The organism is Leucobacter komagatae (assembly GCF_000834055.1).
In the GTDB taxonomy this organism is placed as follows: domain Bacteria; phylum Actinomycetota; class Actinomycetes; order Actinomycetales; family Microbacteriaceae; genus Leucobacter; species Leucobacter komagatae_A.
Genome location: NZ_JXSQ01000030.1, coordinates 1 through 23,290 on the forward strand (window position 1 = coordinate 1; position 23,290 = coordinate 23,290).

The following is a 23,290-nucleotide window of genomic DNA, read 5'->3' on the forward strand; positions in this document are numbered from 1 at the left end:
CGCTTGTTGGGGCTGCCGCGGACGCGCTCGGCCCGCGCTCAACGTTTGTGATTTCCGGCGTCGCGGCGCTCATCGCGTTCGCGATCGGGATGACCTGGTTGATCTCGGAGCGGCAGCTGCGCGTGCGATGGGACCACGGACTGCAGTTCACCCATGCCGGTCGCCCAAATGTGGGCGACGATCGCGGGCAGCAGGTGGAAACCCTCACCGCCCCCATCGACGTGCTGCGCCGCGAACCGGAACTCGAAGACCCGCTGAAAACTCACTGGGACTCGGCCCCGCAGGAGGGTCCGCCAACAACCGGCGTGATTCCGCTGCCGAAGCCGAATATTCCGCGTGATGACGAGGAATCCGACGGTCGCGAGGGGTAGGCTAGAGGCGATGTGCGGGTATGCCCGCGGAACCCTCAACCACTGGAGCGAGATACTCGTGAGTGACTTCATGTCTGCCCAAACCCGTACCGAAACGGATTCGCTTGGCAGCGTCGAAATACCCGCATCGGCCTACTGGGGCGTGCACACCGCGCGTGCCCATGAGAACTTTCCGATCGCCCGCAGGCCCATTTCGGTCTACCCCGACTTCATTCGCGCGTTTGCGTGTGTGAAGCAGGCGGCTGCGCGCGCCAACCTTGAGATCGGGGCACTCGATGAGCAGCGCGCCACGCTCATCGACCGCGCCTGCGAAGAGATCAAGACGGGCATGCTGCACGACCAGTTTGTCGTCGGCGTTGTGCAGGGTGGTGCGGGCACCTCCAGCAACATGAACGCGAACGAGGTCATTACCAACCGAGCCCTCGAACTCGCTGGCCACGAGAAGGGTGATTACGGGTACATCAACCCGAACGATCACACGAACCACAGCCAGTCCACCAACGACACGTACCCGACTGCGATCAAGATTTCGCTCGCGTTCTCGCTGAGCAGCCTGCTCGAGGAGCTCAGCCTGCTCGCAGAGTCCTTCGCCGCGAAGGGCCGCGAGTTCTCGCACATCATCAAGGTCGGCCGCACCCAGCTGCAGGACGCCGTTCCGATGACACTCGGCCAGGAATTCAACGCGTTCGCGGTCACACTCCGCGAAGACGTTGAGCGCCTGCAGGAGGCCGTCTCGCTGCTGCGCGAGGTGAACATGGGTGCCACGGCTATCGGCACCGGCATCAACGCGCCCCGCGGCTACAAGGAGGCCGTGATCCGCCACCTGCGCGAGATCACCGAGCTCGACCTCGTCACCGCTGGCGACCTCGTCGAGTCGACGAGCGACACGGGCGTCTTCGTCACGTTCTCCGGAGCGCTCAAGCGCAGCGCGCTCAAGCTGTCGAAGATCTCGAACGACCTGCGGCTGCTCTCATCCGGCCCGCAGGCCGGTTTCGGCGAAATCAACCTGCCTGCTCGCCAGGCAGGCTCGTCAATCATGCCTGGCAAGGTGAACCCCGTCATCCCCGAGGCAGTCTCGCAGGTCGCCTACGCGATCGCGGGCTCCGACGTGACGGTCTCCATGGCGGTTGAGGCAGGCCAGCTGCAGCTCAACGCGTTCGAGCCGATCATCGCGCACTCCCTGTTCCAGTCCATCACCTGGCTCGAGCGCGCCTGCCAGACGCTGCGCGTGAACTGCGTCGACGGCATCACCGCAAACGAGGACCGCCTCGAAGATATGGTGGCACGCTCGGTGACAGTGATCACCGCGCTCGCGCCGGTCATTGGCTACGCCGAAGCAGCGAAGCTCGCCAAGGAAGCGCTCTCGACGAACGCAAAGGTCTCCGAGCTCGTGATCTCGCGCGGTCTGCTGGACCAGGCGGAGCTTGACGACATCCTGCAGCCAGCAAAGCTCGCAGGCCTTGCGCCCGAGACCGGCGCTATCCCGATCATTGAGCGTGACGCGCTCGACGCCCGCGAGCCGAAGCCAGGCACGCCAGAGGCCGACGCTGCCTCCGGTGACGCAGGCGACCCGCAGCCGGAAGCGTAGCTCGGCGCGAGACACGAAGAGGGCCCACCAGGAGAATTCCTGGTGGGCCCTCTTCGCATCTGCTTGGCGCGGCTCGTGCGCGAAGCCGCGCCAGTGAGCATGACCGAGCGGCAGCGCCGCAGGCCAGCGTTAGATGGCGACGCAGTGCGCGGTGAGCGCACCAATCTTCTCGATGGTCACGGTAACTTCAGTGCCGTCGGTCAGGTACAGCGGTGGCTTGCGCGAGCGACCCGCGCCGCCGGGCGAACCGGTCGAGATGACCGTGCCTGGGAGGAGCGTCAGCGACTGCGACAGCGACGAGATGAGCTCAGCGACCGAGCGGATCATGAACTCCGTCGTGGAGTCCTGCACGCGCAGCCCGTTGACATCGGTCGCGATGTGCAGCGCCTGCGGGTCGGGGATCTCATCTGCGGTGACGACTACGGGGCCGATCGGGGTGAAGCCGTCGAACGACTTGCAGCGCGACCACTGGGGCTCAGAGAACTGAATGTTTCTCGCCGTGATGTCGTTGATAGCGGTGTAGCCGAAGACGTAGTCGAGGGCTTCCTCTGGGGTGACGTTCTTTGCGGGGCGGCCAATGATCACGCCAAGCTCGCCCTCGTAGTCGACTTCCTCGCTGATGCGCGTTGGCAGCTCGACCGTTCCTTCGTGTCCGTTCAGGGAGTTCGGGAACAGCGTGAAGAGCACTGGGCCTGAATCGTTGTCGAGTGCGAGTTCGCTCGCGTGCTCGTCGTAGTTCAAGCCGACGGCCAGCACGACCGGCGGGTTGATAGCCGCGGGGGCGTAGTGCGCACCCTCGGCCGAGATTCCCGCGGAAGCGGGGAGGGAGTCGAGTGCGGATCGGAGGCGCTGCAGCGCAGCTGGGCCTGCCTCGATCAGTTCTTGCAGGGTGTCGAAAGCTTCTCCAAGCTCACGTACGGCGAAGAATCGCTCATCCCGCTCAATGTATAGTCCGGGGGTTGCAGCGGCTTCGGGGGTCAGGTGCGCAAATCTCACTACTCTAGGTTACCGGGATTTCGGCGCGCGGATGTTGTCGTGCCCCGCCTAAGATGCGGACATTCACCTGTAGTTAACGGCGTGCTTGCGCAACATTGGTTCCCCTCTCAGCGAACCTCATGGTGGAGGAGGCATGGATCGGTCAGAATGGGCCCATGACTGATGCACCGCTCACCAAACCAGAAATCGATGCACCCGAGGGCCCTGCGCCCGCCGAATTGGAGATCGTCGATATCGTCGTCGGTGACGGCGCCGAGGCCGCCGCAAGCTCCACCGTTGACGTTCACTACCTCGGGGTCGAGTATGACTCCGGCGAGGAATTTGACTCGTCGTGGAGCCGAGGCGAATCCGTGAACTTCCCGCTCAAGGCACTGATCCCCGGCTGGCAGCTCGGTATTCCAGGCATGCAGGTTGGCGGGCGCCGTAAGCTCACCGTTCCCGCGGCGCTGGCGTACGGCGAGAGTGGGGGACACCCGCTCTCGGGCAAAACGCTCATCTTCGTGATCGATCTGAAGGGCGTGAGCTAACCACTCAAACCCTCTCGCAAACGGTATCGCTTTGCGCCCGGCCCCCAAGCCGAGGCGCAAGGTGGTACCGTTTTCCTGTTCAGCAAACACCCAGGAACAGGAGCGGTTCGTGTCAGAGGCCACACAGCAGAAGGTGAAGGAGCGGGGTTTTCTCGACCGTTACTTCGAGATCACTCAGCGCGGTTCGACCATCGGAACCGAGGTGCGCGGCGGTCTCGTTACCTTCGTAACGATGGCCTACATCGTCATCCTCAACCCGATCATCCTTTCGGGTAAGGAAGACGTCGCGGGCAACATGCTCGATTTCGGCCAGGTGAGCGCGGTAACCGCACTCGCTGCCGGTGTCATGACGATCCTCTTCGGCATCGTCTCCCGCCTCCCGTTCGCATTCGCCGCCGGGCTCGGTATCAACGCCTTCCTCGCGTTCTCTGTCGTGCAGGAGGTGACGTGGCCAGAGGCGATGGCGATCGTCGTCATCAACGGTCTGCTCATCGTGCTGCTCGCGGCGACCGGCCTGCGCCGCATGATCTTTGACGCTGTCCCCGTGCAGCTCAAGCTTGCGATCACGGTCGGTATCGGCTTCTTCATCGCGTTCATCGGCTTCGTGAACTCCGGCTTTGTCGACGCGACCGGCCAGTCGTCACCGCCCGTCGGCCTTGGCCCTGCCGGCGTCGGCTTCATTACGACCGTCCCGACGCTCATCTTTGTTGTGACCCTCGCCCTCACCGGCGTGCTCGTCGCCAAGAAGGTGAAGGGCGGCATCCTCATTGGCCTGGTAAGCGGCACGATCATCGCGGTCATCGTTGAGGCGATCTGGAAGATCGGCCCGAAGTTCGGCGCAGACGGCAGCATGAACCCCGGGGGCTGGAGCCTCACGGAGCCCGTGCTCGGCGGCAACCCCTTCGCTGTACCGGATCTGAGCCTCGTTGGCGCAGTGAGCTTCGACTTTGGCAAGGTCGGCCTCGTCACCGTCATCATGCTCGTGTTCACGCTGCTCTTCACGAACTTCTTCGACGCAATGGGCACCATGACCGGGCTGTCCCGCGAGGCCGGCCTTGCTGACCCGAAGGGCAACTTCCCCCGCATCAAGTCGGCGCTGGTCGTTGAGGGTGTCGGCGCGGTTGTCGGCGGCGGCACGTCGTCCTCCTCAACGACCGTGTTCGTTGAATCGGGCGCCGGCATCGGCGAGGGAGCGCGCACGGGTCTTGCGAACGTCGTCACCGGTGTCGTGTTCCTCCTCGCGATGTTCTTCACACCGCTCACCGAAATCGTTCCGACCGAGGTCGCGGCGGCCGCGCTCGTGATCGTCGGCGCGATGATGATGTCGCAGATCTCGAACATCGACCTCACGGACTTCCGCGTATTGCTGCCGGTGTTCCTCACGGCCGCGGTGATGCCGCTGAGCTACTCCATCGCCAACGGCATCGGCGCGGGCTTCGTCTCGTGGGTCCTCATCCACGCCTTCACCGGCAAGGCTAAGCAGGTGCACTGGCTGCTGTGGATCGTCTCGGCTGGCTTCGTGATCTTCTTCGCACGCGGTCCGATCGAGGATTTGCTCGGAATTTAGGCACAGCGCCAAAGGGGCGGGGTGGATCGGCGAGCGCTGATCCACCCCGCCCCTTGGTGTTGGCGGTCACGCACGCGCGGTGCGTACGGTATCCCGCTACGCGAGCGTGCGGTACGCCTCTGCCACGATGGCGGCGAGCTCGGCGGTGACCGCAGGTGTGCCGGCGATGAGCATTTCCTCGCCTGGGGCGGCTTCGCCGAGGCCGCGGACCGTCGCGCCGGCCTCTCGCGCGATGAGCGTCGCAGCCGCGTAGTCCCACGGTTGCAGCCCGCGCTCGTAGTACGCGTCGACGCGGCCAGCGGCGAGCATGCACAGGTCGGTCGCTGCCGAACCCATGCGGCGAATGTCCCGCACTCGCGGGAGGACGTGGCGGAGCACCTCTACCTGCTCCGTGCGGCGCTCGACGGTGTAGCCGAAACCCGTGGCGAGGAGCGTCGTGCCCAACTCCGACTCCGCCGGGCCGCTCAGCCGTTTCCCGTCGAGGAACGCGCCACCGCCTTCCCAAGCGGTGAAGAGCTCACCGGTGACAGGAAGGTAGACGGCTCCGGCGATCGCGCGCCGCCCGTCTGACATCGTTCCCGGTGCCCCGTCTTCGACGGTCGCCGCCACGCTCACCGCATAGGCCGGGATGTTGTACAGGTAGTTGACGGTGCCGTCGATGGGGTCGACGACCCAGGTGATTCCCGTGGTCCCGGCGATGCTCGCGCCCTCCTCGCCAAGGATCGCATCGTCCGGCCGGTGGCGCAGGAGGCCCTCGGTCAGTAGGCGCTCGGCCTCCTGATCCGCCGCGGTGACGACGTCGCTGAGGCTGGACTTCGTTGCGGCAACGTCGACCCCGATCGCCCGCTTCGAGTGGATCACGCGGCCAACGGTGCGCGCGAGCGAGCCCGCGACATCGGCGAGGGTGGATGCATCAACCGAGAGTGTCATGTGTCCGAGCCTACTCGCACGCCCGCGGGGCCACGCCGTGTGCGTAGGCCCCGCGGGCGCACTCCCGAGAGGGGAGTGTCACTGTCTCGGCTGCGCCTCAGAGGCGGCCACCAGCGTCCAGCGCGTAGGCCTCCTCGCCGTGCGCAGCGGCGTCGATGCCGCCCTCCTCAACCTCCGCTGGCACACGGAGTCCTGTCGTGAACTTCACGCCGAAGGCGATGAGGAGCGAAGCGACGAACGAGTACACCACGACGCCGAGTACCGAGATGACCTGGACGAGCAGCAGCCCAGCGTCTCCTCCGGTGAAGAGCCCATCGTCGAACGCGAAGAACCCGAGGTACACGGTGCCGAGCACGCCGGCGACCAGGTGGAGCCCAACAACGTCGAGTGAGTCGTCGTAGCCAAGCCGGAACTTCCAATCGATCGCGAACGCGCAGGCAGCGCCGGCGAGCAGGCCGAGTAGCAGCGCGAATCCCGGGGCGAGGTTTGCGGCGGCGGGCGTGATGGCAACGAGGCCGGCGACGGCGCCTGAGGCGGCCCCAATCACCCCTGGCTTGCGCCCACGAAGCGCGTCGATCGCGAGCCATCCGATGATCGCCGCTGCGGGGGAGCCGAGCGTGTTCACCAGGATCAGGCCAGCGGTACCGGCATCGGTTGCGAGGCCAGCGTTGAATCCGATCCACCCAAACCACAGGAGTGCCGCGCCGATGGTCACGAGCGGGATCGAGTGTGGGCGGTGCGCGCCGCGGGCGAAATCGCGGCGCTTACCGACAACGATCGCGAGGGCGAGGGCCGCTGCGCCGGCATTGATGTGGATTGCCGTGCCGCCTGCGAGGTCGATGACCTCCGGGGTGCCGAGCCAAGAGCCGAGCTGTGAGATCCAACCGCCGCCCCAGACCCAGGCAGCGACCGGGAAGTAGACGAGGGTCGCCCAGACGCCAGAGAACAGCACCCACGAGCCGAGGCCGACCCTGTCGGCGATGGCGCCTGAGATGAGCGCGGTGGTGATCATCGCAAACACCGCGCCAAATCCGACGCCGATGAATTCGGATGGGTCTGTGGTGGCGAGCCCGAACTCCCTGAACGGGTTTCCGGCGAACCAGCCGTCACCCTCCCCGAAGACACTCATGCTGTAGCCGTAGAGGATCCACAGCATGCCGACGACTCCCATCGCGCTCACGCTGAAGAGCATCATGTTCACAACCGAACGCACGCGTACGAGGCCACCGTAGAAGAGCGCGAGCCCCGGCGTCATGATGAGGACGAGAGCGGTGCTCGTGAGCGTCCAAACGTCTGTAGCTTCCATGTGCTTCCCTTCGATCTCGCCCGAATAGGCGACCCGGTTCAGCGGTGAGACCGGGTGAACACAGTCTGCGCGCACGTCGTTTCATCACCGTTTCTCTCGAGCGTCGCGAAGGTCACATCTCTGTTTCGTGTGGGTTTCCTCGCCGTCGGCCCAGGAGCATGTTCGCCGCGGGGCGGATCGGTGCTAAGATAACAAGGTTGCCGTTAGATCGGCCGCGGATACAGAGAGCCCAAGCACCCAGCTGAAGGCGCCGCGCAACTGGAGAAAGGGGATCACCTATGCCATTGCCCACAGATGTCAAGCAGGCGATCATCGAAGAGTACGCGACCACCCCCGGTGATACCGGATCCCCTGAGGTTCAGGTGGCGCTGCTTTCACGTCGTATCAAGGATCTGACCGAGCACCTCAAGGAGCACAAGCACGATCACCACTCACGTCGTGGTCTGCTCCTCCTCGTCGGTCAGCGCCGTCGTCTGCTGGCTTACCTCCAGCAGGTCGACATCAGCCGTTACCGTGCGCTCATCGAGCGCCTCGGCCTTCGCCGCTAAGGCTGCGAAGACCTTCGGTTGCGCAGGTCAGCCCCACGGCTGATCGTCTGTGACTCTGGGAAGCCCCTCTCCTGCGGGAGAGGGGCTTCTTTGTGTTGTCTTCGAAAGCGGGTCGCGACTGGCGCGCGAGTACCCGCGGTATCCTATGTGTATGCCACGTGGATCGCAGGCCGCTCGAGATCGTGCTCTGTACGTCGAGATCCACATACACGCGCCAATCGAGCGCGTGTGGCAGCTCACGCAGGATCCCGAGCTCCACTCCCGCTGGGACGGCCGATTTAGCGCGATCCGCCCCACGACGCTTCGCGCTGACGGGGCGCAAGAGTTTCGCTACGAGCTCGCGCTTGGGGTGCACACGATCCACGGGACGGGTGTCTCTCTCGGCGACAAACGCGCCGCCGCAGGCGCACGCACGTCAGCGCTCAGCTTCACTACCGCTGATCCGCTCTCCCCGCTCGGTGCGGGACGAGGCTACTGGCGTTACGTCCCCGACGGTGACGGCGTGCGGTTCATCACCGGGTACGACTACACGCCGGGCTGGGGATGGCTCGGCCGCATCGTGGACCCGCTCATCACCCGCAAATTCGTGTGGTGGCTGACTGCCTGGAGCTTCGACAGGTTGCGCATCTGGGCCGAGGAGGGGATCGAGCCCGAACGCGTTAGGTGGTGGCGCGGCTGGTTCGGCGGGGTACGCGCGCGGGCACGCAACTGCCGCTCGCGGCCGCCACTAGCCGAGCCGAGCGCGCCGAGCGCCGGCGGGCGGGCGATGGCCGCGCGCGGCAGGGCACAGCAGCACAGCGCGATCATGGACGGCGCGCCAGAAACCCTTGACCGGCTGACGCGGAGCGATGCCGCGGCTGCCAAACCGGAGGAACGCACGTGAGTGACGACACCACAACGGATCTCAGCATCTTTGCCCGTGCTCTCGGCGAGGACTTCGGGCGACTGCAGCCGCAGCTGCAGCGCCGATTTGGGGTCGGTGTTGCCGCTGGCTACGGCTGCGTTGGCAGCGGCGTCATGCGTGAGATCCGGAAGGGGCCCTGGTGGGTTCGCCCATTCTTGCTCCTCGGTGCGACACGCAACATCATGTTCCCCGAGAGCGGCGAAGACTTGCCATTCCAGATCGACAATTACCCGTACACCGATGGCTTCGGGCGAGAAACGGTAACGTTCGTGCGGACGATGGAGATCGGCCGAGGGAAACGTCGACGCTTTGACGCCACGATGATCTACAGCGAGGCTGCCGGTCGCGTCATCGATTATCTCGGCACCCACCAGCACCTTGCGGTGGATCTCGGCCTGTCGGTTACTGCCGAAGGTGGTCTGCGGCTCGTATCTGGCGAGCAGCGCTTCTACGAGGGGAGGATCGCGTTCCGATTTCCCGCGTTCTTCACCGGACGCGCCTACCTCAACGAGTACTTCGACGAAGCGATCCAGCGCTATGTGATCGACCTTGAGGTGCGGCACACCCGGTTTGGGCTGCTGTTCGGCTACCGGGGCGAGTTCTCGTGCGTTTTCCCAGAAGTTGTCGAAGTCGCCGGCGCTTTGAAGCCCTACCGTGAGGAGCTCCGCGAATGAGCGAGCACACACCGCCAGACAGCCTGAACGCGTCATCCCCGCTCGGCGGATCTGTCTTCCTTAACGCGCTTGGGGCAGCGGCGCAACGCCTGCACCCGGAGGTGAGGCGGTATGCCGCGGGCCCCGGCATCCCAGGGGCAGCGGTCGTCGTCGACGGGGTATTTGACGTCGCTGGGAGCAGGTTTCGGAAACTCAACCTGCTTGCGCTGCCCATCGTCGGGCGGAACCTGTTCGTCACGGCCCACGAGCGCGACGTTCCGTTTCATGTGGTGAACAGTCTCACCCGCTCACAGGGCGGCCCGCTCGAACTGCACGCCGACCGCGCGTTTACGTTTACCGGCGGGGCCCAGCATTTTGTCGACGTGTTGCTGCCGGGGGAGCGCGAGGGGACTCTGCTCAATCGCGTTGGTAGCGCGCGCAGGGTCGAGCTCGAGCTCCGCTGTTCCGTCACCGGTGACGGGCATCTGCGACTCGTGTCTGAGCGCACCTGGTTGCGCTTCGGAGGACTGCGCATCCGTCTCCCAGCCCTGTTGTCGGTGCGCGCAGACGTCGTCGACGGCTTCGATGATGCAGCGCAACAGAACACGGTCCGTGCCCGCGTGCGCAGCCCGATACTTGGCACGGTGCTCGAGTACCGTGGCCGGTTCACCCACCGCCCAGCTTAGGGGCCCAAACACGCGTGTGGCCCCCTCGCCGAAGCGAGGGGGCCACACGGCTGAGCGTCTTAGACGATTAGATCTTCGACGAAGCGTCCTTCAGAACGCTGCGGAGGATTCCGCCGATCTCAGCAAACTCAGCCGGACCAATGGTCAGCGGCGGAGCGAGCTGGATGACGGGGTCTCCCCGGTCGTCAGCGCGGCAGTACAGGCCGGCGTCCCACAGCGCGGGGGAGAGGTAGTCGCGCAGCAGGCGATCCGACTCTGCCTCGTTGAAGGTCTCCTTGGTTGCCTTGTCCTTGACGAGCTCGATTCCGAAGAAGTAGCCCTCGCCACGCACGTCACCGACGATGTCGATGTCGAGGAGCTTCTCAAGCTCGGCACGGAACAGCGGGCTGTTCTCGCGCACGCGGCCGTTGAGGTCCTCTTCCTCGAAGATGTCGAGGTTCTCGAGAGCCGCAGCAGCTGCCGCCGGGTGACCGGCGAAGGTGAAGCCGTGGTAGAAGGTGTTGTCCTCCGAGTTGAAGGGCTCCGACACGCGGTCAGCAACGATCATTGCACCGAGCGGGACGTAGCCCGAGGTGATGCCCTTTGCCGAGGTGATGATGTCGGGCTCGTAGCCGAGTGCCTTCGAAGCGAAGAAGTCGCCAACGCGGCCGTACGCACAGATGACCTCATCCGATACGAGGAGCACGTCGTACTTGTCGCAGATCTCGCGAACGCGCTTGAAGTAGCCGGGGGGAGGCGGGAAGCAACCGCCCGAGTTCTGTACTGGCTCGAGGAAGACAGCTGCGACAGTGTCCTCGCCCTCGAAGAGGATTGCCTCTTCGATGCGGTTCGCTGCCCACTGGCCGAAGGCCTCGATGTCGTTGGACGGAGCGCCCATCTCCTCAGCACGGTAGAAGTTCGTGTTCGGGACGCGGTGCCCACCGGGGGTCAGCGGCTCGTAGAACTTCTTCATGTCGGGGATACCGGTGATCGCAAGGGCGCCCTGCGGGGTGCCGTGGTAGGCAACCGAGCGAGAGATGACCTTGTGCTTCATCGGCTTGCCCTTGATCTTCCAGAAGTGCTTCGCCAGCTTGAATGCTGACTCAACAGCTTCGCCACCACCGGTGGTGAAGAAGACCTTGTTCATCTCGCCTGGGGCGTATGAGGAGAGCCGCTCCGAGAGTTCGATTGCGGCGGGGTGAGCGTACGACCAGAGCGGCATGAAGTCGAGCTGCTTCATCTGCTTAGCAGCTGCGTCGACGATGCGCTGACGGCCGTGGCCGGCGTTGACAACGAACAGGCCAGCGAGCCCGTCAATGTACTCCTTGCCAGCGGCGTCGTAGATGTGATGGCCCTCGGCGCGCGTGATGACGGGGATACCGTCGTTGAGCACCTTGCGGTTGGTGAAGTGCGGCCACATGTGGCGCTTGGCCGAAGCCTGGAGCGCGGCAGTGTCGACCGCAGCAGTCGGATCGAAAGACATGGTTATCTTGTTCCCCAGTCGTATTTTTGTTTGTTGAGTTGGAGGTAAACGAACGTCTCAGTTCCTGAAACGCCATCGATGCCCCTGACCTTTTCGTTCAGGAGTTCGATGAGCCCGTCGTCGTCCTCACAGACAACCTCGGCGAGGATGTCGAAGGAGCCAGCGCTCAAAACCACGTAGCTCACTTCGGGCAGTTCAGCGAGGCGGTCGGCGACGACCCTGGTGTCGCCGGATACGCGAATGCCGAGCATTGCTTGTCGGTGGAAACCGAGTCGCATCGGGTCGGTCACTGCAACGATCTGCATGACCCCAGCATCCGTGAGCTTTTGTACACGCTGCCTCACGGCGGCCTCACTGAGGCCGACCGCCTTCCCGATCTCAGCGTACGAGCGGCGACCGTCAAGCTGAAGTTGCTCGATGATCGCCTTCGACGTTGAGTCGAGAGCAGGGGTACTTGGTTTGCGGCTCACGCTTCTGATTCTGACAGTTCAACTCGGAAATAGCAAAGGAATCCGTTGTTTGGGATCGAGTTTTCTGCGTATTTGCCCAGAGCAGCCCCTCGAGAGCGGCCACTCGGTGTGCTGCGTTCGCCCGCGCCGTCGCGGCCTCGGGCGGGGCCACGGGCACTGGGTGGCCTGTGTTCCCAGCGTGGGCCGAGCAGCTGGGTGCGGGGAGCCGGGGCCCCATACCGATTTCGTTGCGCTTTGGAGGTTTTGGCACGCTTTTGGTTGTCTATTTCTCGTCGCGGTGACGGATTTGCAAACAAAAAGTGAAAAAACTGGCGTAACCCTTTGCGCACTGTATGAAGCTGTGCAATATTCGTTGGGTGGCCTGGATGAACCAGAGGTTCGGTCACGGGGGCGCAAGATCAGTCAAAGGAGACACCAGTGATAAGCCGCACGCACCGTGACCCCGCCACAGGGGCGCAGATTCTTCGGCGCCGTCTCGCCGTTTTGCACCCCGCTCCCGCTGGGTGCAGGATAGGTCCCTGTCGGGAACCTGTCCCATTCCACACCCCTGTCGCAGTGAAGCGAACGCTCTCCGCGACCATTAGCTTTGAGGAGAGCACATGACAAAGTCGTTCACGCCCGCAGCGAAGCGAGGTGGATCCCTCAAGCGCAACCTCGGCCTCTGGGCAATTGTCGGCCTCGGTCTCGGATATATGACGCCAACGGTTGTCTTCGACACGTTTGGCCTCGTCGCCCGCGACACGGATAACGTCGTGCCGCTCGCCTACCTCGTTGCGCTCATCGTCATGATGTTCACCGCGGTGAGCTACGGGAAAATGTCCGGGGCGATCCCCAGCGCGGGTTCCGCATACACCTACGTGCGCGAGTCCATTCACCCGAACGTCGGATTCATGGTCGGCTGGACGTCGCTCATCGACTACCTGCTGCTCCCCATGGTGAACTGCCTCATCATTCGCAGCTACCTTGAGGCCGTCTTCCCCGGCAGCCCCGGCTGGGTCTGGGTGATCCTCTACTGCGTGCTCGTGACGGGCGTGATCTACTTCACCATGCGCGGCACGTCGAACATCAACATGATCCTGCTCGTATTCTCGATTGTCGTCATGGTGGTCTTCGTCGTGATGGTGTGGGCGCAGCTTCGTGACGGCGAAGGTGCAGGCTCGATCGCCTCAACGCAGCCCTTCTTCCACGAGGGCGTGCAGATGAGCGCAGTGCTCACGGGTGCGACGATCGTCTGCTTCTCCTTCATCGGCTTCGATGCGGTGACAATGTACGTCGAGGAGGCGAAGAGCCCGAAGATCGTTCCGCGGGCCATCCTCCTTACCGTCGTGCTCGGTGGCGCTATCTTCCTCGTCGCCGGCTACTTCACGCAGCTCCGATTCCAGGAGTGGCAGGTCTTCGCTCCGGGTGGCGACATGCAGTTCGTTGAGGACTCGACCCTTCCGCTCATTGGCCAGTTTGTCGGTGGGCCGGTGCTCCAAGCCGTGCTGACCGCGGCGGGATTTGCTGCAACGCTCGCGTCGGGGCTCGCCTCGCACGCCTCGGTGTCGCGCATGCTGCTCGTGATGGGTCGCAACAACGTGCTCCCGAAGCGTTTCTTCGGGTACATCAACCCGCGCACGCACACTCCGACCTTCAACATCGTGCTTACGGGGGTCGTGAGCTTGCTCGCGATGGCGTTCACGCTCGAGATCATCTCCGCGTTCATCAACTACGGTGCCCTCATCGCGTTTACCGCCGTGAACATCTCGGTGATCGCCTGGTTTGCGATCAGGCAGAAGCGGTACCGGACACCGAAGGACTTCTTCAACTACGTGGTCATGCCGGGCATTGGCATGATTCTCACGGGCGTGCTCTGGGCCAACCTCCACCTCGACGCCCTCATCGGTGGTGTCGCGTGGACGGTGCTCGGATTCATCTACCTCCTGTTCCTCACCAAGGGCTTCCGGAGGAAGGTGTCGTCCTTCGATGAGATCCAGCCAGTGACGGGGTACAACAAGGTATCTGAGTAGCGGCAGCGCAGCGCCCGGACAGGCGGGTGTTAGGAGCGGGAGGTGGCCTCGGCCGCCTCCCGCTCTCGCGTCTCGCGTGCCGCCCGGCGCGCTACGGGGTCAAAGAACGGCAGCGTGAACCCGCAGAGCGGGCCGATGAGTAGCGCGAAGGCGACGGTTCCCAAACCGACGTTCCCGCCGAGCAGCCACCCGAGGACGAGGACGGTGAGTTCGACGCCGGTGCGACCAACCCAGATGGGGGTGCCGAACCGTGCGTGAATGCCGGTCATGAGTCCGTCCCGCGGGCCCGGGCCGAGGTGGGCCCCGATGTAGATGCCGCTTGCGACCGCGAGCAGCACCATCCCTGTCGTGAAGAACAGTACACGCAGCCACATCGGCTCTGGAACTGGCAGTAGCCACAGGCCGAGGTCGATACCCGGGCCGACGAGGAGAATATTCAGGACAGTCCCGAGTCCTGGGCGCTGGCGGAGCGGGATCCACAAAAGCAGCACGAACGCACCAATGATGTTCGTGAGTAGCCCGATGCTCAGCCCAGTATGGAGCGCCGTGCCCTGGGCGAACACCGTCCAAGAATCGACGCCGACCGCGGCGCGGATCATGAACGCGTCGGCGATGCCATACAGCAGGAGGCCGGGGATGAGGCGGGTGAGTCGGAGCAGCATTGGATCAGTCCACTCCCATTTGGCCTGGCGAACAAGAGGCCAATCTGATTAGAGTGGCCTTATGATTGCGCAGAGACTCACGGCGAGACGCCTCGTGGAGCTCCTCGGGGACTGGCGCGGGCTTGGACACAGCTACCGCGAGCTCAGCGAATCGGTCACCTTCCTCGTGCGCGACGGCACGATCCCCGTCGGAACTGCCCTCCCTGCCGAACGGCCGCTCTCCGAGGCGCTCGGCGTGAGTCGCACGACCGTGAGCGCGAGCTATCAGCAGCTGCGGGAGAGCGGCCTTGCGCATTCACGGCAGGGGTCTGGCACCGTGGTCCGCACGCAACGGCCACTTCCCGCTGGGGACGCCCCTGCTAGCGAAGACGAAATCGACCTCACGACCGCGTGTCCGGCACCCTGGGCGGGGCTCGGGGCGTTGAGCGCACGCGCCTTCGCCGCCCACCCTGAGGCCTTCGAGCTCATTGGCTACGACACCATCGGTCAGCTCGAGCTCCGTCGTGCGATTGCCGATCGCTACACCGCGCGCGGCCTCGCGACCGCCCCGGAACAAATCATGGTGACGCTCGGGGCGCAGCACGCGAACTTCCTCATCGCACGCACGCTGCTGCGGCGAGGGGACCGCAGCCTCATCGAGTCGCCGAGTTACCCGAACGCACGCGAGGCGCTTGCTGCAACAGGGGCGCTCGTCGCGGAGCTGCCCGTCGCCGCTGACGGCTACGACGCGGCAAGCATCCTCAGCATCGCTGCCCGCACCTCGCCAAGGCTCACCTACCTCATCCCAGACAATCACAACCCAACGGGCCAGTCGATGCCGCAGGAGCTGCGCTCCGAGCTCCTTGCGACGCTCACGGCACAGGGCGGCCACATCATCGCCGACGAGACAACCGCAGAGCTCACGCTGGGGCAGCCAAGACCTGTCCTCCCGTTCGCCGCCGCAGCCGAGCACGCGCACCAACGCGACTCGGTAATCACGGTCGGTTCCCTCGGAAAATCTGTCTGGGGTGGGTTGCGGATCGGGTGGATCCGCGCGACGCCCGAACTCATCGCGCAGCTGGAGGTCTCGCGGCGCATCTCTGATCTGGGAACCGGCACGTGGGGGCAGGTCATCGCCCGGCTCGCGCTCGAGCAGTACGACGAGATACTCGCGGAGCGCGCGGTCGAGCACGCCGCCCAGTACCGCGCCCTCGCCGAACAGGTTGCTGCCGACTTTCCCGAGTGGACCCTGCCCCGGGTCTCTGGCGGCGTGAGCGCGTGGGTGGATCTCGGAGGGCGCCACGCGACGCGGCTTGCACGCGCCGGGGCGAAGCACGGGGTGCGGCTCGCGCCAGGGCCCCGCTTCGGCAGTCCAGGCGTATTCGAGCGCTTCGTGCGGTTCCCGTTTTCGGCTCCGGCCGCAGACCTGCGTGAGAGCGTTCGCAGGCTCAGGGCAGCCTGGGACGAGGGCGCAGTGGCGGATCCGGGGGAGCTTACCCGGCAGGCTGTCGTCTAACACGGTTCATGTGCAGCGCCGACGCGCGCAGGAGACTAAACTGAGGCATCATGCTCGAACAGGACTTCTCCGCCCGGATCCGCTCGCTCCGCGCCACCTACGCTGACATCGCGGAGGTCACCGATCTACCCAAGCTCGACCGCGAAATCGCGGAGCTCGAAGCGCAGGCCTCGGCGCCGGACCTGTGGGACGATCCAGACGCAGCACAGCTCGTCACGAGTGGGCTCTCCCACCGGCAGGCGCGGGTGCGCAAGGTGCGTGGAGTCGAATCCCGCATCGATGACGTCGAGGTGCTCGCCGAGCTCGCCGAAGAGGCAGGCGATGCCGACACTGAGGCCGAGGTACACGCCGAGCTCGCAGCGATCGAGACGCTCATCCAAGACCTCGAGGTGCAAACGTTGCTCTCGGGCGAGTACGACGCAGAATCGGCCGTCATGACGATTCGCTCGGGCGCTGGCGGAGACGACGCTACAGACTTTGCGGAGATGCTGCTGCGCATGTACCTCCGCTGGGCGGAGGACCGCGGCTACTCGGCGAAGGTGCTCGACACGTCCTACGCCGAGGGCGCCGGGATCAAGTCAGCAACGATCGAAATCGACGCCCCCTACGCCTTCGGGACGCTCTCGGTCGAGGCTGGCACGCACCGCCTCGCGCGCATCAGTCCGTTCGGTTCAGCAGACAAACGGCAGACGAGCTTCGCCGCGGTGGAGGTCATCCCACTGCTCGCAGCTGCAACAGAGGTTGAGATCCCAGACACCGACATCCGTGTCGACGTGTACCGCTCGAGCGGCCCGGGCGGCCAGTCCGTGAACACGACTGACTCCGCGGTGCGGATCACCCACCTTCCCACCGGCATCGTCATCTCGATGCAGAACGAGAAGAGCCAGATCCAGAACCGCGCCGCTGCGATGCGCCTGCTCCAGGCGCGCCTCCTTATTCTGCAGAAAGAGCAGGAGGCGGCGAAGAAGAAAGAACTGGCCGGGAATATCACCGCGAGTTGGGGCGACCAGATCCGCTCCTACTTCCTCTACGGGCAGCAGCTGGTGAAAGACCTGCGCACCGGATTCGAGTCGACGCAGCCGGACGCCGTGTTCGACGGCGACCTTGACGGTTTCATCGCCGCCGGGATCCGCTGGCGTTCGCTGAACAAGGACTAACGCGCGGTGGAAGCGGTGCCAGCGGCCGCGCCCTGCCACTAAAGCTTGCCGAGAATGCGCGGAACTCGCGCGCGCCTCAGCTGCTATTCACCAAACGACGCGTAGTCTCTGTGGCGTTATGATCCTCTTCGAAAACGTCACCAAGAAGTACCGCGGCACGCAAAAACCCGCGCTCGACGGGATCGACCTCAAAATCGATCGCGGCGAGTTCGTCTTCATTGTGGGTGCCTCAGGTTCCGGTAAATCAAGCTGCCTGCGGCTTATCCTGCGCGAGGATCGGCCGTCGTCTGGCGAGATCCACGTCGCAGGCCAAGATCTCAGCAAGATCTCATCCCGGAAGGTTCCATACTTTCGCCGCGGCCTCGGCAACGTCTTCCAGGACTTCAGGCTGCTCGCGAACAAGACAGTCTTCGACAACGTTGCTTTCACCCTGCAGGTGATTGGCAAGTCGAGAGGATACATCCAAGAAGCAGTGCCAGACACCCTCGAGATGGTCGGCCTGTCTGGCAAAGCCAAGCGCTTCCCTCACGAGCTCTCCGGCGGCGAGCAGCAGCGCGTCGCGATCGCGCGCGCGATCGTGAACAAGCCTGCAATTCTGCTCGCAGATGAGCCGACGGGTAACCTCGACCCTGCGACGAGCCTTGGCATCATGCAGCTCCTCAAGGCGATCAATGCCTCGGGTACGACCGTGGTCATGGCGACGCACGAGGCAACGTTCGTCGACATCATGCAGCAGCGTGTGGTCGAGCTTTCCCAGGGCGTCGTCGTGCGCGACGACGTTGAGGGTGGCTACGGGCACACCGCATCGATCCCGATCGCGGAGCTCACTGACACCGGCGCTCGCGTCCTCCGGACAACCGAAGCCGTCGTTCGTGCGGCGCTCGCGCCCGAGGTCGAGCGCATGCGCGAACAAGACGCCGCCGCCGCGGAGGCCGCGCTCATTGAGCCGCTGCCATCGGCGGCAGCTGAGCCAGTTGTTGATGACATCGACGACCCGCTTGCGACCAGGCTCGAAGAGCCTGCCGACCTCTCCGTGCCGCCACCCGAAGACGAGGCGGTGCCAGGAAAACGCATTCCTTCGTTCCTCGAACCGGATGTTGAGAGCACCGTTCAGGTCGCGGAATCGGGCGGTTTCGCCGAGCGACTCGGGCTGAGTGACGACGATCAGGGGAATGTGGGGCCAACCCGATGAGATTCAGGCTCGTATTTGGCGAGGTGTGGAGCGGACTTCGCCGCAACCTCTCCGTGGTGATCTCCGTGATCCTCGTGACTTTTGTCTCGCTGACCTTTGTCGGCGCCGCGATTCTCATGCAGCAGCAGGTGCAGCAGATGAAGTCGTTCTGGTACGACCGCGCGCAGGTCGCCGTGTACCTCTGTACCTCGTACGACAAGAGCGCCACGTGTGACGGAACCGACGCGGGCGAGGAGCAGATCGCAGCGATCGAGGCTGCGTTGAACGACGAGGTCCTCGCGCCCTACGTCGACGACTACTTCTTCCTCGACCACGACCAGGCCTACGAGGAGTTCACGCAGCAGTTCGAGGGCAACCCGATCCTTGATGTCACGAGCCCGGAACAGCTCAATCAGACCTTCTGGGTGAAGCTCAAGGATGCCGCCAAGTCTCAGATCATCACGGAGACCTTCACGGGTATCCCCGGCGTGCAGAGCGTGAAGGATCAGCAGAGCCTGCTCGACCGAATCTTCTTGTTCCTTGGCGTAGCGAGCTACACAGCGATCGGCATCGCAGGGCTCATGCTCATCGCGGCGATGCTGCTCATCTCGACCACGATCCGCCTGTCGGCGTTCTCCCGCAGACGAGAAATCGGCATCATGCGACTTGTGGGCGCCTCGAACCGGTTCATTCAGACGCCGTTCATACTCGAGGGCATCATTGCCGCGCTCATCGGGGCGGTGCTCGCGGGGGCCGCGTCCGTTGCGATTGTGAAGTTCTTCGTGCAGGGCTTCCTCGTGAAGGAAGTTCCGTTCACGAGCTACATCACGGTCGAGCAATCGCTCATCGTGCCTCCGATCCTCATTGCGCTCGGCGTGATCCTCTCAGCGATAGCTGCGAAGATCGCAATCACACGGTACCTGCGCGTGTGACCGGGTGGGCGGAGCGGGCACCCGAGCGATCGATGCCAGCTCTGCCGCCAGCACGCCGGCCGGATTCCCTCCGGAGTTCGCCCCCGGTGCCCGTGCTCCGATAGGCTGTACCATTGCGCGCACCAGCGCGCCAGACCGTGAGAGGAAGTGAACATGCCCAAAGACACCGGTGAGAAACTCATCGCCTCGAACAAGAAGGCGCGCCACGACTACCTCATCTTCGACACCTACGAAGCCGGTCTGGTGCTCACGGGCAGCGAGGTAAAGTCGCTGCGCATGGGGCGCGCGTCGCTCGTCGACGGGTACGTGTTTATCGAGCGCGGCGAGGCCTGGCTCGATGCCGCCTACATTCCCGAATACCTCAACGGCTCGTGGACGAATCATTCGCCGAGGCGCAAGCGCAAGCTGCTGCTCCACCGGAAGCAGATTGACAAGCTGCACGAGAAAACCCGTGAGGGTGGCATGACCATCGTGCCGCTTCGGCTGTACTTTCTCGACGGCCGCGTGAAGGTGGAGATTGCCCTGGCAAAGGGCAAGAAGGAATACGACAAGCGGCAGACGCTCCGCGAAAAGCAGGACACCCGCGAGGCTGAGCGGGCGATGCGGCAGCGTAACCGCACGGGCGAATAGGGCGTAGCGGTGGCTGATCGCCTCAGGCAGGTCGCAGTGGTCATCCTCGACGGCGCTAAGCCGCTCGACGTTGGTATTCCGGCCCAGGTGTTTACGACGCGGCCGAGCATGCCGTACGAGGTGCGGGTCTGCGGCGTTGAACCGGGACTCGTGTCCGGGGGCGACGGCCTCTCGTACTCGGTCGAGCACGGGCTCGAGGCGCTCGAAGACGCCGAACTCATTTTCATCCCAGGCTACCGGCACCCTGATAGGGACGAGCCACCTGCAGCGCTGGTCGCAGCGCTCGTCGCAGCCCACGCACGCGGTGCGCGAATCGCTGCGATTTCGACGGGTGCGTTCGCGCTGGCCGCAACCGGGTTGCTCGACGGTAAGCGTGCGACGACGCACTGGCACTACTCGCGCATTTTCGCGGAGCAATTCCCGCAGATTCAGGTGAACGAGAGTGTGCTGTTCGTTGACGAGGGCGCGGTGCTCACATCAGCTGGGGCGGCGTCTGGAATCGACCTGTGCCTGCACATCTTGCGGGGCGATCTCGGGATGGCGACCGCGAACCACGCCGCGCGGCGACTCGTCGCGGCTCCGTACCGGAGCGGCGGCCAGGCGCAGTACGTGCGGCGGAGCGTGCCACCAACCATTGGGGAGCGGTTCTCGGCGACGCGCGAGTGGGCGCTCACACACCTCGACGAGCAGCTGACGATAGAAACGCTGTCACGCCACGCAAACGTCTCGCCACGCACATTCTCACGGCGCTTCCGCGAGGAGACCGGGTACACGCCGATGCAGTGGGTCATGCGGGCGAGGATTGATCTTGCGCGTGAGCTCCTTGAAAACACCGACTTCGGAATCGACGAGATTGCGCTGAGCGTTGGGCTGGGTTCTGGGGCGAATCTGCGGCAGTTCTTCAGGCGTGTGCTTGGCACGACACCGAGCGAATATCGACGCACGTTCACGCAGGGGGAGTAGCCCCGAAGCTGCCTGGCGTGATCCTTGCGCGAGTGGGCGTTAATGCCACTTGATGAGGTTTCTCTTTCTTATGAGAATGGACGTAGTACCCCAAGAAGTCCGAGAAAGATGGATAAATGACCTCTCGCATCGCAATCAATGGTTTCGGCAGGATTGGCCGCGGCGTGCTCCGCGCAATCCTCGAACAGGGAAGCGATCTCGAACTCGTCGCGGTGAATGACCTTGGCGAAGGAAACGCACTCGCGCAGCTGTTCAACTTTGACTCAGTGTACGGTCGAGCCAAGGAGCGCATGAGCTTCGAAGACGGCTTCCTCGTCGTTGGTGAGCGCAAGATCAAGATCCTTGCAGAGCGCGAACCGGCTCAGCTCCCATGGGGCGAGCTCAACATTGACGTCGTCGTAGAGTCGACCGGCCGCTTCACCGCGGCAACGGACGCCGCGAAGCACCTCGAGGCTGGCGCGAAGCGCGTCCTCGTTAGCGCACCGTCGAAGGGTGCAGACGTGACCCTCGCGTTCGGCGTGAACACCGAAGCTTACGACCCTGAGCAGCACCGCATCATCTCGAGCGCCTCGTGCACAACGAATGCGCTCGCTCCTGCCGCGAAGGTGCTCAATGACCTCGCTGGCATTGAGCAGGGCTTCATGATGACCGCTCACGCTTACACGGGCGACCAGAGCCTCGTTGATGGCCCACACAGTGATCCGCGCCGTGCCCGCGCCGCAGCACTGAACATCGTGCCATCGTCAACGGGAGCCGCAAAGGCCATCGGCCTGGTGCTCCCTGAGCTTGACGGAAAGCTGCAGGGCGATTCGCTCCGCGTGCCCGTCCCCGTCGGCTCGATCGTTGAACTGACCGCAATCGTGAAGCGTGACATCACGCGCGAGGAGTTGCTCGCGGCCTTCAAGGATGCTGCTGAGGGCGAGCTGAAGGGCGTGCTCGCATACTCGGAGGATCCCCTCGTGTCGAGCGACATCGTTGCGGACCCGCACTCGTCGATCTTCGACTCTGAGCTGGCACGTGTCGACGGCAAGCTTGTGAAGGTGTCCGCCTGGTACGACAACGAGTGGGGCTTCTCGAACCGCGTCGCAGAGACGCTCGTATTCCTCACGAAGTAACCGAAGGGCTCGCTGCAGCTGCAACTGCAGCGCAGCGCACGCGGGGCGGGTCGGCAATCGCCGGCCCGCCCCGAAGTGCTCCTGGGTGACGCCCACCGCGGCGATGCGCGTCGCCCGGCGCAGGTCGCCAGCACCTCGTAGAGCGGGGATCGCAGCAATGAGTTCGACCGCGGGCGTCTCGGCCGCCGTTCGCCCTGAGCTCACAGGCGTACCCGCCTCTGGCGCGGAATCGTGGTAGCCTGGAGGGCCCGGCTAGCTCGGGAACCTTGAGAACTCAATAGTGTGTGATGCGAATGTTCGCGGGTTGCCATGCAATCCGCACAGACGGGGCCGATCGGATTCGACACGTCGATTTGAGACTGTGAGAAGCGGGCCGAGGACGCGGAGTTATCTCGTAAACGCCCTTCGCAAACCATAGGTGCCACTTCAAAGCGCACCGACTTCGCTCTCGCTGCCTAAGCACGAGACCGAGTCCGTCAGGCCGGGTGCGCCTCCGCCCCGGTTTCCTGGCGTCATTTAGGGGGCTTGCTGGTGCGTTGTGTCTCAGGACGCACCGGGACTTTTACTGGGACTGGGCCTGTCATCCTAGATGTTCGTTGCAAAGAATGGGGCCGAGTAGAACGTTTTAACGAACTACGCTCGTAGAAGGCATGGAATCGTCGAAGTGGACCGGGGTTCAATTCCCCGCGGCTCCACGAACATGTGCGTCACACACTGAGTTTTCACGAAGAGGCCGCCCGGTTGGGCGGCCTCTTCGCGTTTGGTGGGGAGCGGTTCGCGTGGTCTGTCGTTCGTGACCCGGGTGCGGAGGCCGGCACGCCAAAGCCGTAACCCCCTCGCGGTGGCGTTTGACGCAGCCCTGCTTGCGCAATCGTGCAACCATGGGTTACGGTGGAAGGTATAGCGCTTCGTTCGGCGAGGCTCCTGCGTGAACACAGTCCGCTCATCCCACGACGTCGAGAGACGCCCAGGCTGAGGACAGGCCTTCCCGGCTTAAGGGTCGGCCCCAAGCGGATTCCGGCATTCGGATACGTCACACAGTGCCAAAGCTCTGACGTGGAGGTGTTCGCATCGAACCGAGGGTTCGTGCCTACCCGTATTGGCGAGCGTGTGAGCAGAGGAGGTGACCCGTGGAAGACGGCAATAGT

The 23,290-nt window shown here is 64.2% G+C and carries 21 protein-coding genes, 1 other RNA gene, 1 pseudogene and 1 riboswitch; of the genes and pseudogenes, 17 read left to right on the forward strand and 6 right to left on the reverse strand.

Annotation, left to right across the window (positions count from 1 at the left end; translation table 11 throughout):
- Together SD72_RS18055 and SD72_RS14505 are read left to right on the forward strand one after the other, a co-directional pair.
- Positions 1-371 (forward strand): annotated as a pseudogene (locus SD72_RS18055) (MFS transporter); the annotation flags it as partial.
- A gap of 70 nt (positions 372-441) precedes the next feature.
- Complete coding sequence (locus tag SD72_RS14505; RefSeq protein ID WP_084767254.1) at positions 442-1,959, forward strand: aspartate ammonia-lyase; 1,518 nt, start codon at positions 442-444, stop codon at positions 1,957-1,959.
- A 129-nt stretch (positions 1,960-2,088) separates the two neighbouring features.
- Here the strand turns inward: SD72_RS14505 and SD72_RS14510 are convergent, their stop codons facing one another.
- A complete protein-coding gene (locus SD72_RS14510) occupies positions 2,089-2,955 on the reverse strand; it encodes a fumarylacetoacetate hydrolase family protein (protein ID WP_042545185.1) in 867 nt (288 codons plus the stop codon).
- A 155-nt stretch (positions 2,956-3,110) separates the two neighbouring features.
- Here SD72_RS14510 and SD72_RS14515 point away from each other — a divergent pair, with 155 nt between their 5' ends.
- Positions 3,111-3,482 (forward strand): FKBP-type peptidyl-prolyl cis-trans isomerase, encoded by a 372-nt coding sequence (locus SD72_RS14515; RefSeq protein WP_042545211.1) that lies wholly within the window; start codon positions 3,111-3,113, stop codon positions 3,480-3,482.
- A gap of 109 nt (positions 3,483-3,591) precedes the next feature.
- The gene (locus SD72_RS14520) at positions 3,592-5,049 is read left to right on the forward strand and encodes an NCS2 family permease (RefSeq protein ID WP_042545186.1); all 1,458 of its coding nucleotides are present in this window, start codon (positions 3,592-3,594) and stop codon (positions 5,047-5,049) included.
- Between the two features lie 96 nt (positions 5,050-5,145).
- Here SD72_RS14520 and SD72_RS14525 read toward each other — a convergent pair whose 3' ends face one another.
- Positions 5,146-5,979: an inositol monophosphatase family protein gene (locus SD72_RS14525; RefSeq protein ID WP_042545187.1), complete on the reverse strand. Its 834-nt coding sequence runs from the start codon at positions 5,977-5,979 to the stop codon at positions 5,146-5,148.
- Positions 5,980-6,076: 97 nt separating this feature from the next.
- Positions 6,077-7,285 (reverse strand): ammonium transporter, encoded by a 1,209-nt coding sequence (locus tag SD72_RS14530; RefSeq protein WP_042545212.1) that lies wholly within the window; start codon positions 7,283-7,285, stop codon positions 6,077-6,079.
- Positions 7,286-7,563: 278 nt separating this feature from the next.
- On the opposite strand from SD72_RS14530, the gene rpsO reads away from it, so the two are divergent.
- The 4 genes from rpsO to SD72_RS14550 all read left to right on the forward strand — a co-directional run bounded on the left by rpsO (position 7,564) and on the right by SD72_RS14550 (position 10,076).
- The gene (gene rpsO, locus SD72_RS14535) at positions 7,564-7,833 is read left to right on the forward strand and encodes a 30S ribosomal protein S15 (RefSeq protein WP_042545188.1); all 270 of its coding nucleotides are present in this window, start codon (positions 7,564-7,566) and stop codon (positions 7,831-7,833) included.
- Between the two features lie 151 nt (positions 7,834-7,984).
- Positions 7,985-8,716 (forward strand): SRPBCC family protein, encoded by a 732-nt coding sequence (locus SD72_RS14540; protein WP_052492736.1) that lies wholly within the window; start codon positions 7,985-7,987, stop codon positions 8,714-8,716.
- A complete protein-coding gene (locus SD72_RS14545) occupies positions 8,713-9,411 on the forward strand; it encodes a DUF4166 domain-containing protein (RefSeq protein WP_042545189.1) in 699 nt (232 codons plus the stop codon). The genes SD72_RS14540 and SD72_RS14545 overlap by 4 nt, the downstream gene beginning before the upstream one ends.
- The gene (locus SD72_RS14550; protein WP_042545190.1) at positions 9,408-10,076 is read left to right on the forward strand and encodes a DUF4166 domain-containing protein; all 669 of its coding nucleotides are present in this window, start codon (positions 9,408-9,410) and stop codon (positions 10,074-10,076) included. The genes SD72_RS14545 and SD72_RS14550 overlap by 4 nt, the downstream gene beginning before the upstream one ends.
- Positions 10,077-10,143: 67 nt before the next feature.
- Here SD72_RS14550 and SD72_RS14555 read toward each other — a convergent pair whose 3' ends face one another.
- A complete protein-coding gene (locus SD72_RS14555) occupies positions 10,144-11,538 on the reverse strand; it encodes an aspartate aminotransferase family protein (protein ID WP_042545191.1) in 1,395 nt (464 codons plus the stop codon).
- Between the two features lie 2 nt (positions 11,539-11,540).
- Entirely contained in the window at positions 11,541-12,008 is a 468-nt protein-coding gene (locus SD72_RS14560) for an Lrp/AsnC family transcriptional regulator (RefSeq protein ID WP_042545192.1), read from the reverse strand.
- 599 nt (positions 12,009-12,607) lie between these two features.
- Here SD72_RS14560 and SD72_RS14565 point away from each other — a divergent pair.
- Positions 12,608-14,017, forward strand: coding sequence for an APC family permease (locus SD72_RS14565; protein WP_042545193.1), 1,410 nt, complete (start codon positions 12,608-12,610; stop codon positions 14,015-14,017).
- 29 nt (positions 14,018-14,046) lie between these two features.
- On the opposite strand, the gene yczE is transcribed toward SD72_RS14565, so the two are convergent.
- A complete protein-coding gene (gene yczE / locus SD72_RS14570) occupies positions 14,047-14,679 on the reverse strand; it encodes a membrane protein YczE (RefSeq protein WP_042545194.1) in 633 nt (210 codons plus the stop codon).
- Between the two features lie 61 nt (positions 14,680-14,740).
- Between yczE and yczR the strand changes: the two genes are divergently transcribed.
- From yczR to ssrA, 8 genes are all read left to right on the forward strand, one after another.
- Positions 14,741-16,174, forward strand: a complete 1,434-nt coding sequence (gene yczR, locus SD72_RS14575) for a MocR-like transcription factor YczR (protein WP_042545195.1) — start codon at positions 14,741-14,743, stop codon at positions 16,172-16,174.
- A 50-nt stretch (positions 16,175-16,224) separates the two neighbouring features.
- Positions 16,225-17,331 (forward strand): peptide chain release factor 2, encoded by a 1,107-nt coding sequence (prfB, locus tag SD72_RS14580; protein ID WP_042545196.1) that lies wholly within the window; start codon positions 16,225-16,227, stop codon positions 17,329-17,331.
- A 118-nt stretch (positions 17,332-17,449) separates the two neighbouring features.
- Positions 17,450-18,523 carry a cell division ATP-binding protein FtsE gene (ftsE, locus tag SD72_RS14585; RefSeq protein ID WP_042545197.1) on the forward strand — a complete coding sequence of 358 codons (1,074 nt, stop codon included), beginning with the start codon at positions 17,450-17,452 and terminating at the stop codon, positions 18,521-18,523.
- Entirely contained in the window at positions 18,520-19,434 is a 915-nt protein-coding gene (gene ftsX, locus SD72_RS14590; protein WP_042545198.1) for a permease-like cell division protein FtsX, read from the forward strand. The genes ftsE and ftsX overlap by 4 nt, the downstream gene beginning before the upstream one ends.
- Positions 19,435-19,587: 153 nt before the next feature.
- Entirely contained in the window at positions 19,588-20,064 is a 477-nt protein-coding gene (gene smpB / locus SD72_RS14595; protein ID WP_042545199.1) for an SsrA-binding protein SmpB, read from the forward strand.
- A 9-nt stretch (positions 20,065-20,073) separates the two neighbouring features.
- The gene (locus SD72_RS14600) at positions 20,074-21,027 is read left to right on the forward strand and encodes a GlxA family transcriptional regulator (RefSeq protein WP_042545200.1); all 954 of its coding nucleotides are present in this window, start codon (positions 20,074-20,076) and stop codon (positions 21,025-21,027) included.
- A 116-nt stretch (positions 21,028-21,143) separates the two neighbouring features.
- Entirely contained in the window at positions 21,144-22,142 is a 999-nt protein-coding gene (gap, locus tag SD72_RS14605; protein WP_042545201.1) for a type I glyceraldehyde-3-phosphate dehydrogenase, read from the forward strand.
- 326 nt (positions 22,143-22,468) lie between these two features.
- Positions 22,469-22,840: a transfer-messenger RNA gene (gene ssrA, locus SD72_RS17535) on the forward strand.
- Between the two features lie 202 nt (positions 22,841-23,042).
- Positions 23,043-23,211, forward strand: a riboswitch (M-box (ykoK) riboswitch).
- Positions 23,212-23,290: the final 79 nt, after the last annotated feature.

What these genes read in the sequence shown, in the direction of transcription:
- SD72_RS14505 (WP_084767254.1), top strand. Translation starts at nt 442, where the DNA reads ATGTCTGCCCAAACCCGTACCGAAACGGATTCGCTTGGCAGCGTCGAA.
- SD72_RS14515 (WP_042545211.1), top strand. Translation starts at nt 3,111, where the DNA reads ATGACTGATGCACCGCTCACCAAACCAGAAATCGATGCACCCGAGGGC.
- SD72_RS14525 (WP_042545187.1), bottom strand. Translation starts at nt 5,979, where the DNA reads ATGACACTCTCGGTTGATGCATCCACCCTCGCCGATGTCGCGGGCTCG.
- SD72_RS14530 (WP_042545212.1), bottom strand. Translation starts at nt 7,285, where the DNA reads ATGGAAGCTACAGACGTTTGGACGCTCACGAGCACCGCTCTCGTCCTC.
- rpsO (WP_042545188.1), top strand. Translation starts at nt 7,564, where the DNA reads ATGCCATTGCCCACAGATGTCAAGCAGGCGATCATCGAAGAGTACGCG.
- SD72_RS14540 (WP_052492736.1), top strand. Translation starts at nt 7,985, where the DNA reads ATGCCACGTGGATCGCAGGCCGCTCGAGATCGTGCTCTGTACGTCGAG.
- SD72_RS14550 (WP_042545190.1), top strand. Translation starts at nt 9,408, where the DNA reads ATGAGCGAGCACACACCGCCAGACAGCCTGAACGCGTCATCCCCGCTC.
- SD72_RS14555 (WP_042545191.1), bottom strand. Translation starts at nt 11,538, where the DNA reads ATGTCTTTCGATCCGACTGCTGCGGTCGACACTGCCGCGCTCCAGGCT.
- SD72_RS14565 (WP_042545193.1), top strand. Translation starts at nt 12,608, where the DNA reads ATGACAAAGTCGTTCACGCCCGCAGCGAAGCGAGGTGGATCCCTCAAG.
- yczE (WP_042545194.1), bottom strand. Translation starts at nt 14,679, where the DNA reads ATGCTGCTCCGACTCACCCGCCTCATCCCCGGCCTCCTGCTGTATGGC.
- yczR (WP_042545195.1), top strand. Translation starts at nt 14,741, where the DNA reads ATGATTGCGCAGAGACTCACGGCGAGACGCCTCGTGGAGCTCCTCGGG.
- prfB (WP_042545196.1), top strand. Translation starts at nt 16,225, where the DNA reads ATGCTCGAACAGGACTTCTCCGCCCGGATCCGCTCGCTCCGCGCCACC.
- ftsE (WP_042545197.1), top strand. Translation starts at nt 17,450, where the DNA reads ATGATCCTCTTCGAAAACGTCACCAAGAAGTACCGCGGCACGCAAAAA.
- ftsX (WP_042545198.1), top strand. Translation starts at nt 18,520, where the DNA reads ATGAGATTCAGGCTCGTATTTGGCGAGGTGTGGAGCGGACTTCGCCGC.
- smpB (WP_042545199.1), top strand. Translation starts at nt 19,588, where the DNA reads ATGCCCAAAGACACCGGTGAGAAACTCATCGCCTCGAACAAGAAGGCG.
- gap (WP_042545201.1), top strand. Translation starts at nt 21,144, where the DNA reads ATGACCTCTCGCATCGCAATCAATGGTTTCGGCAGGATTGGCCGCGGC.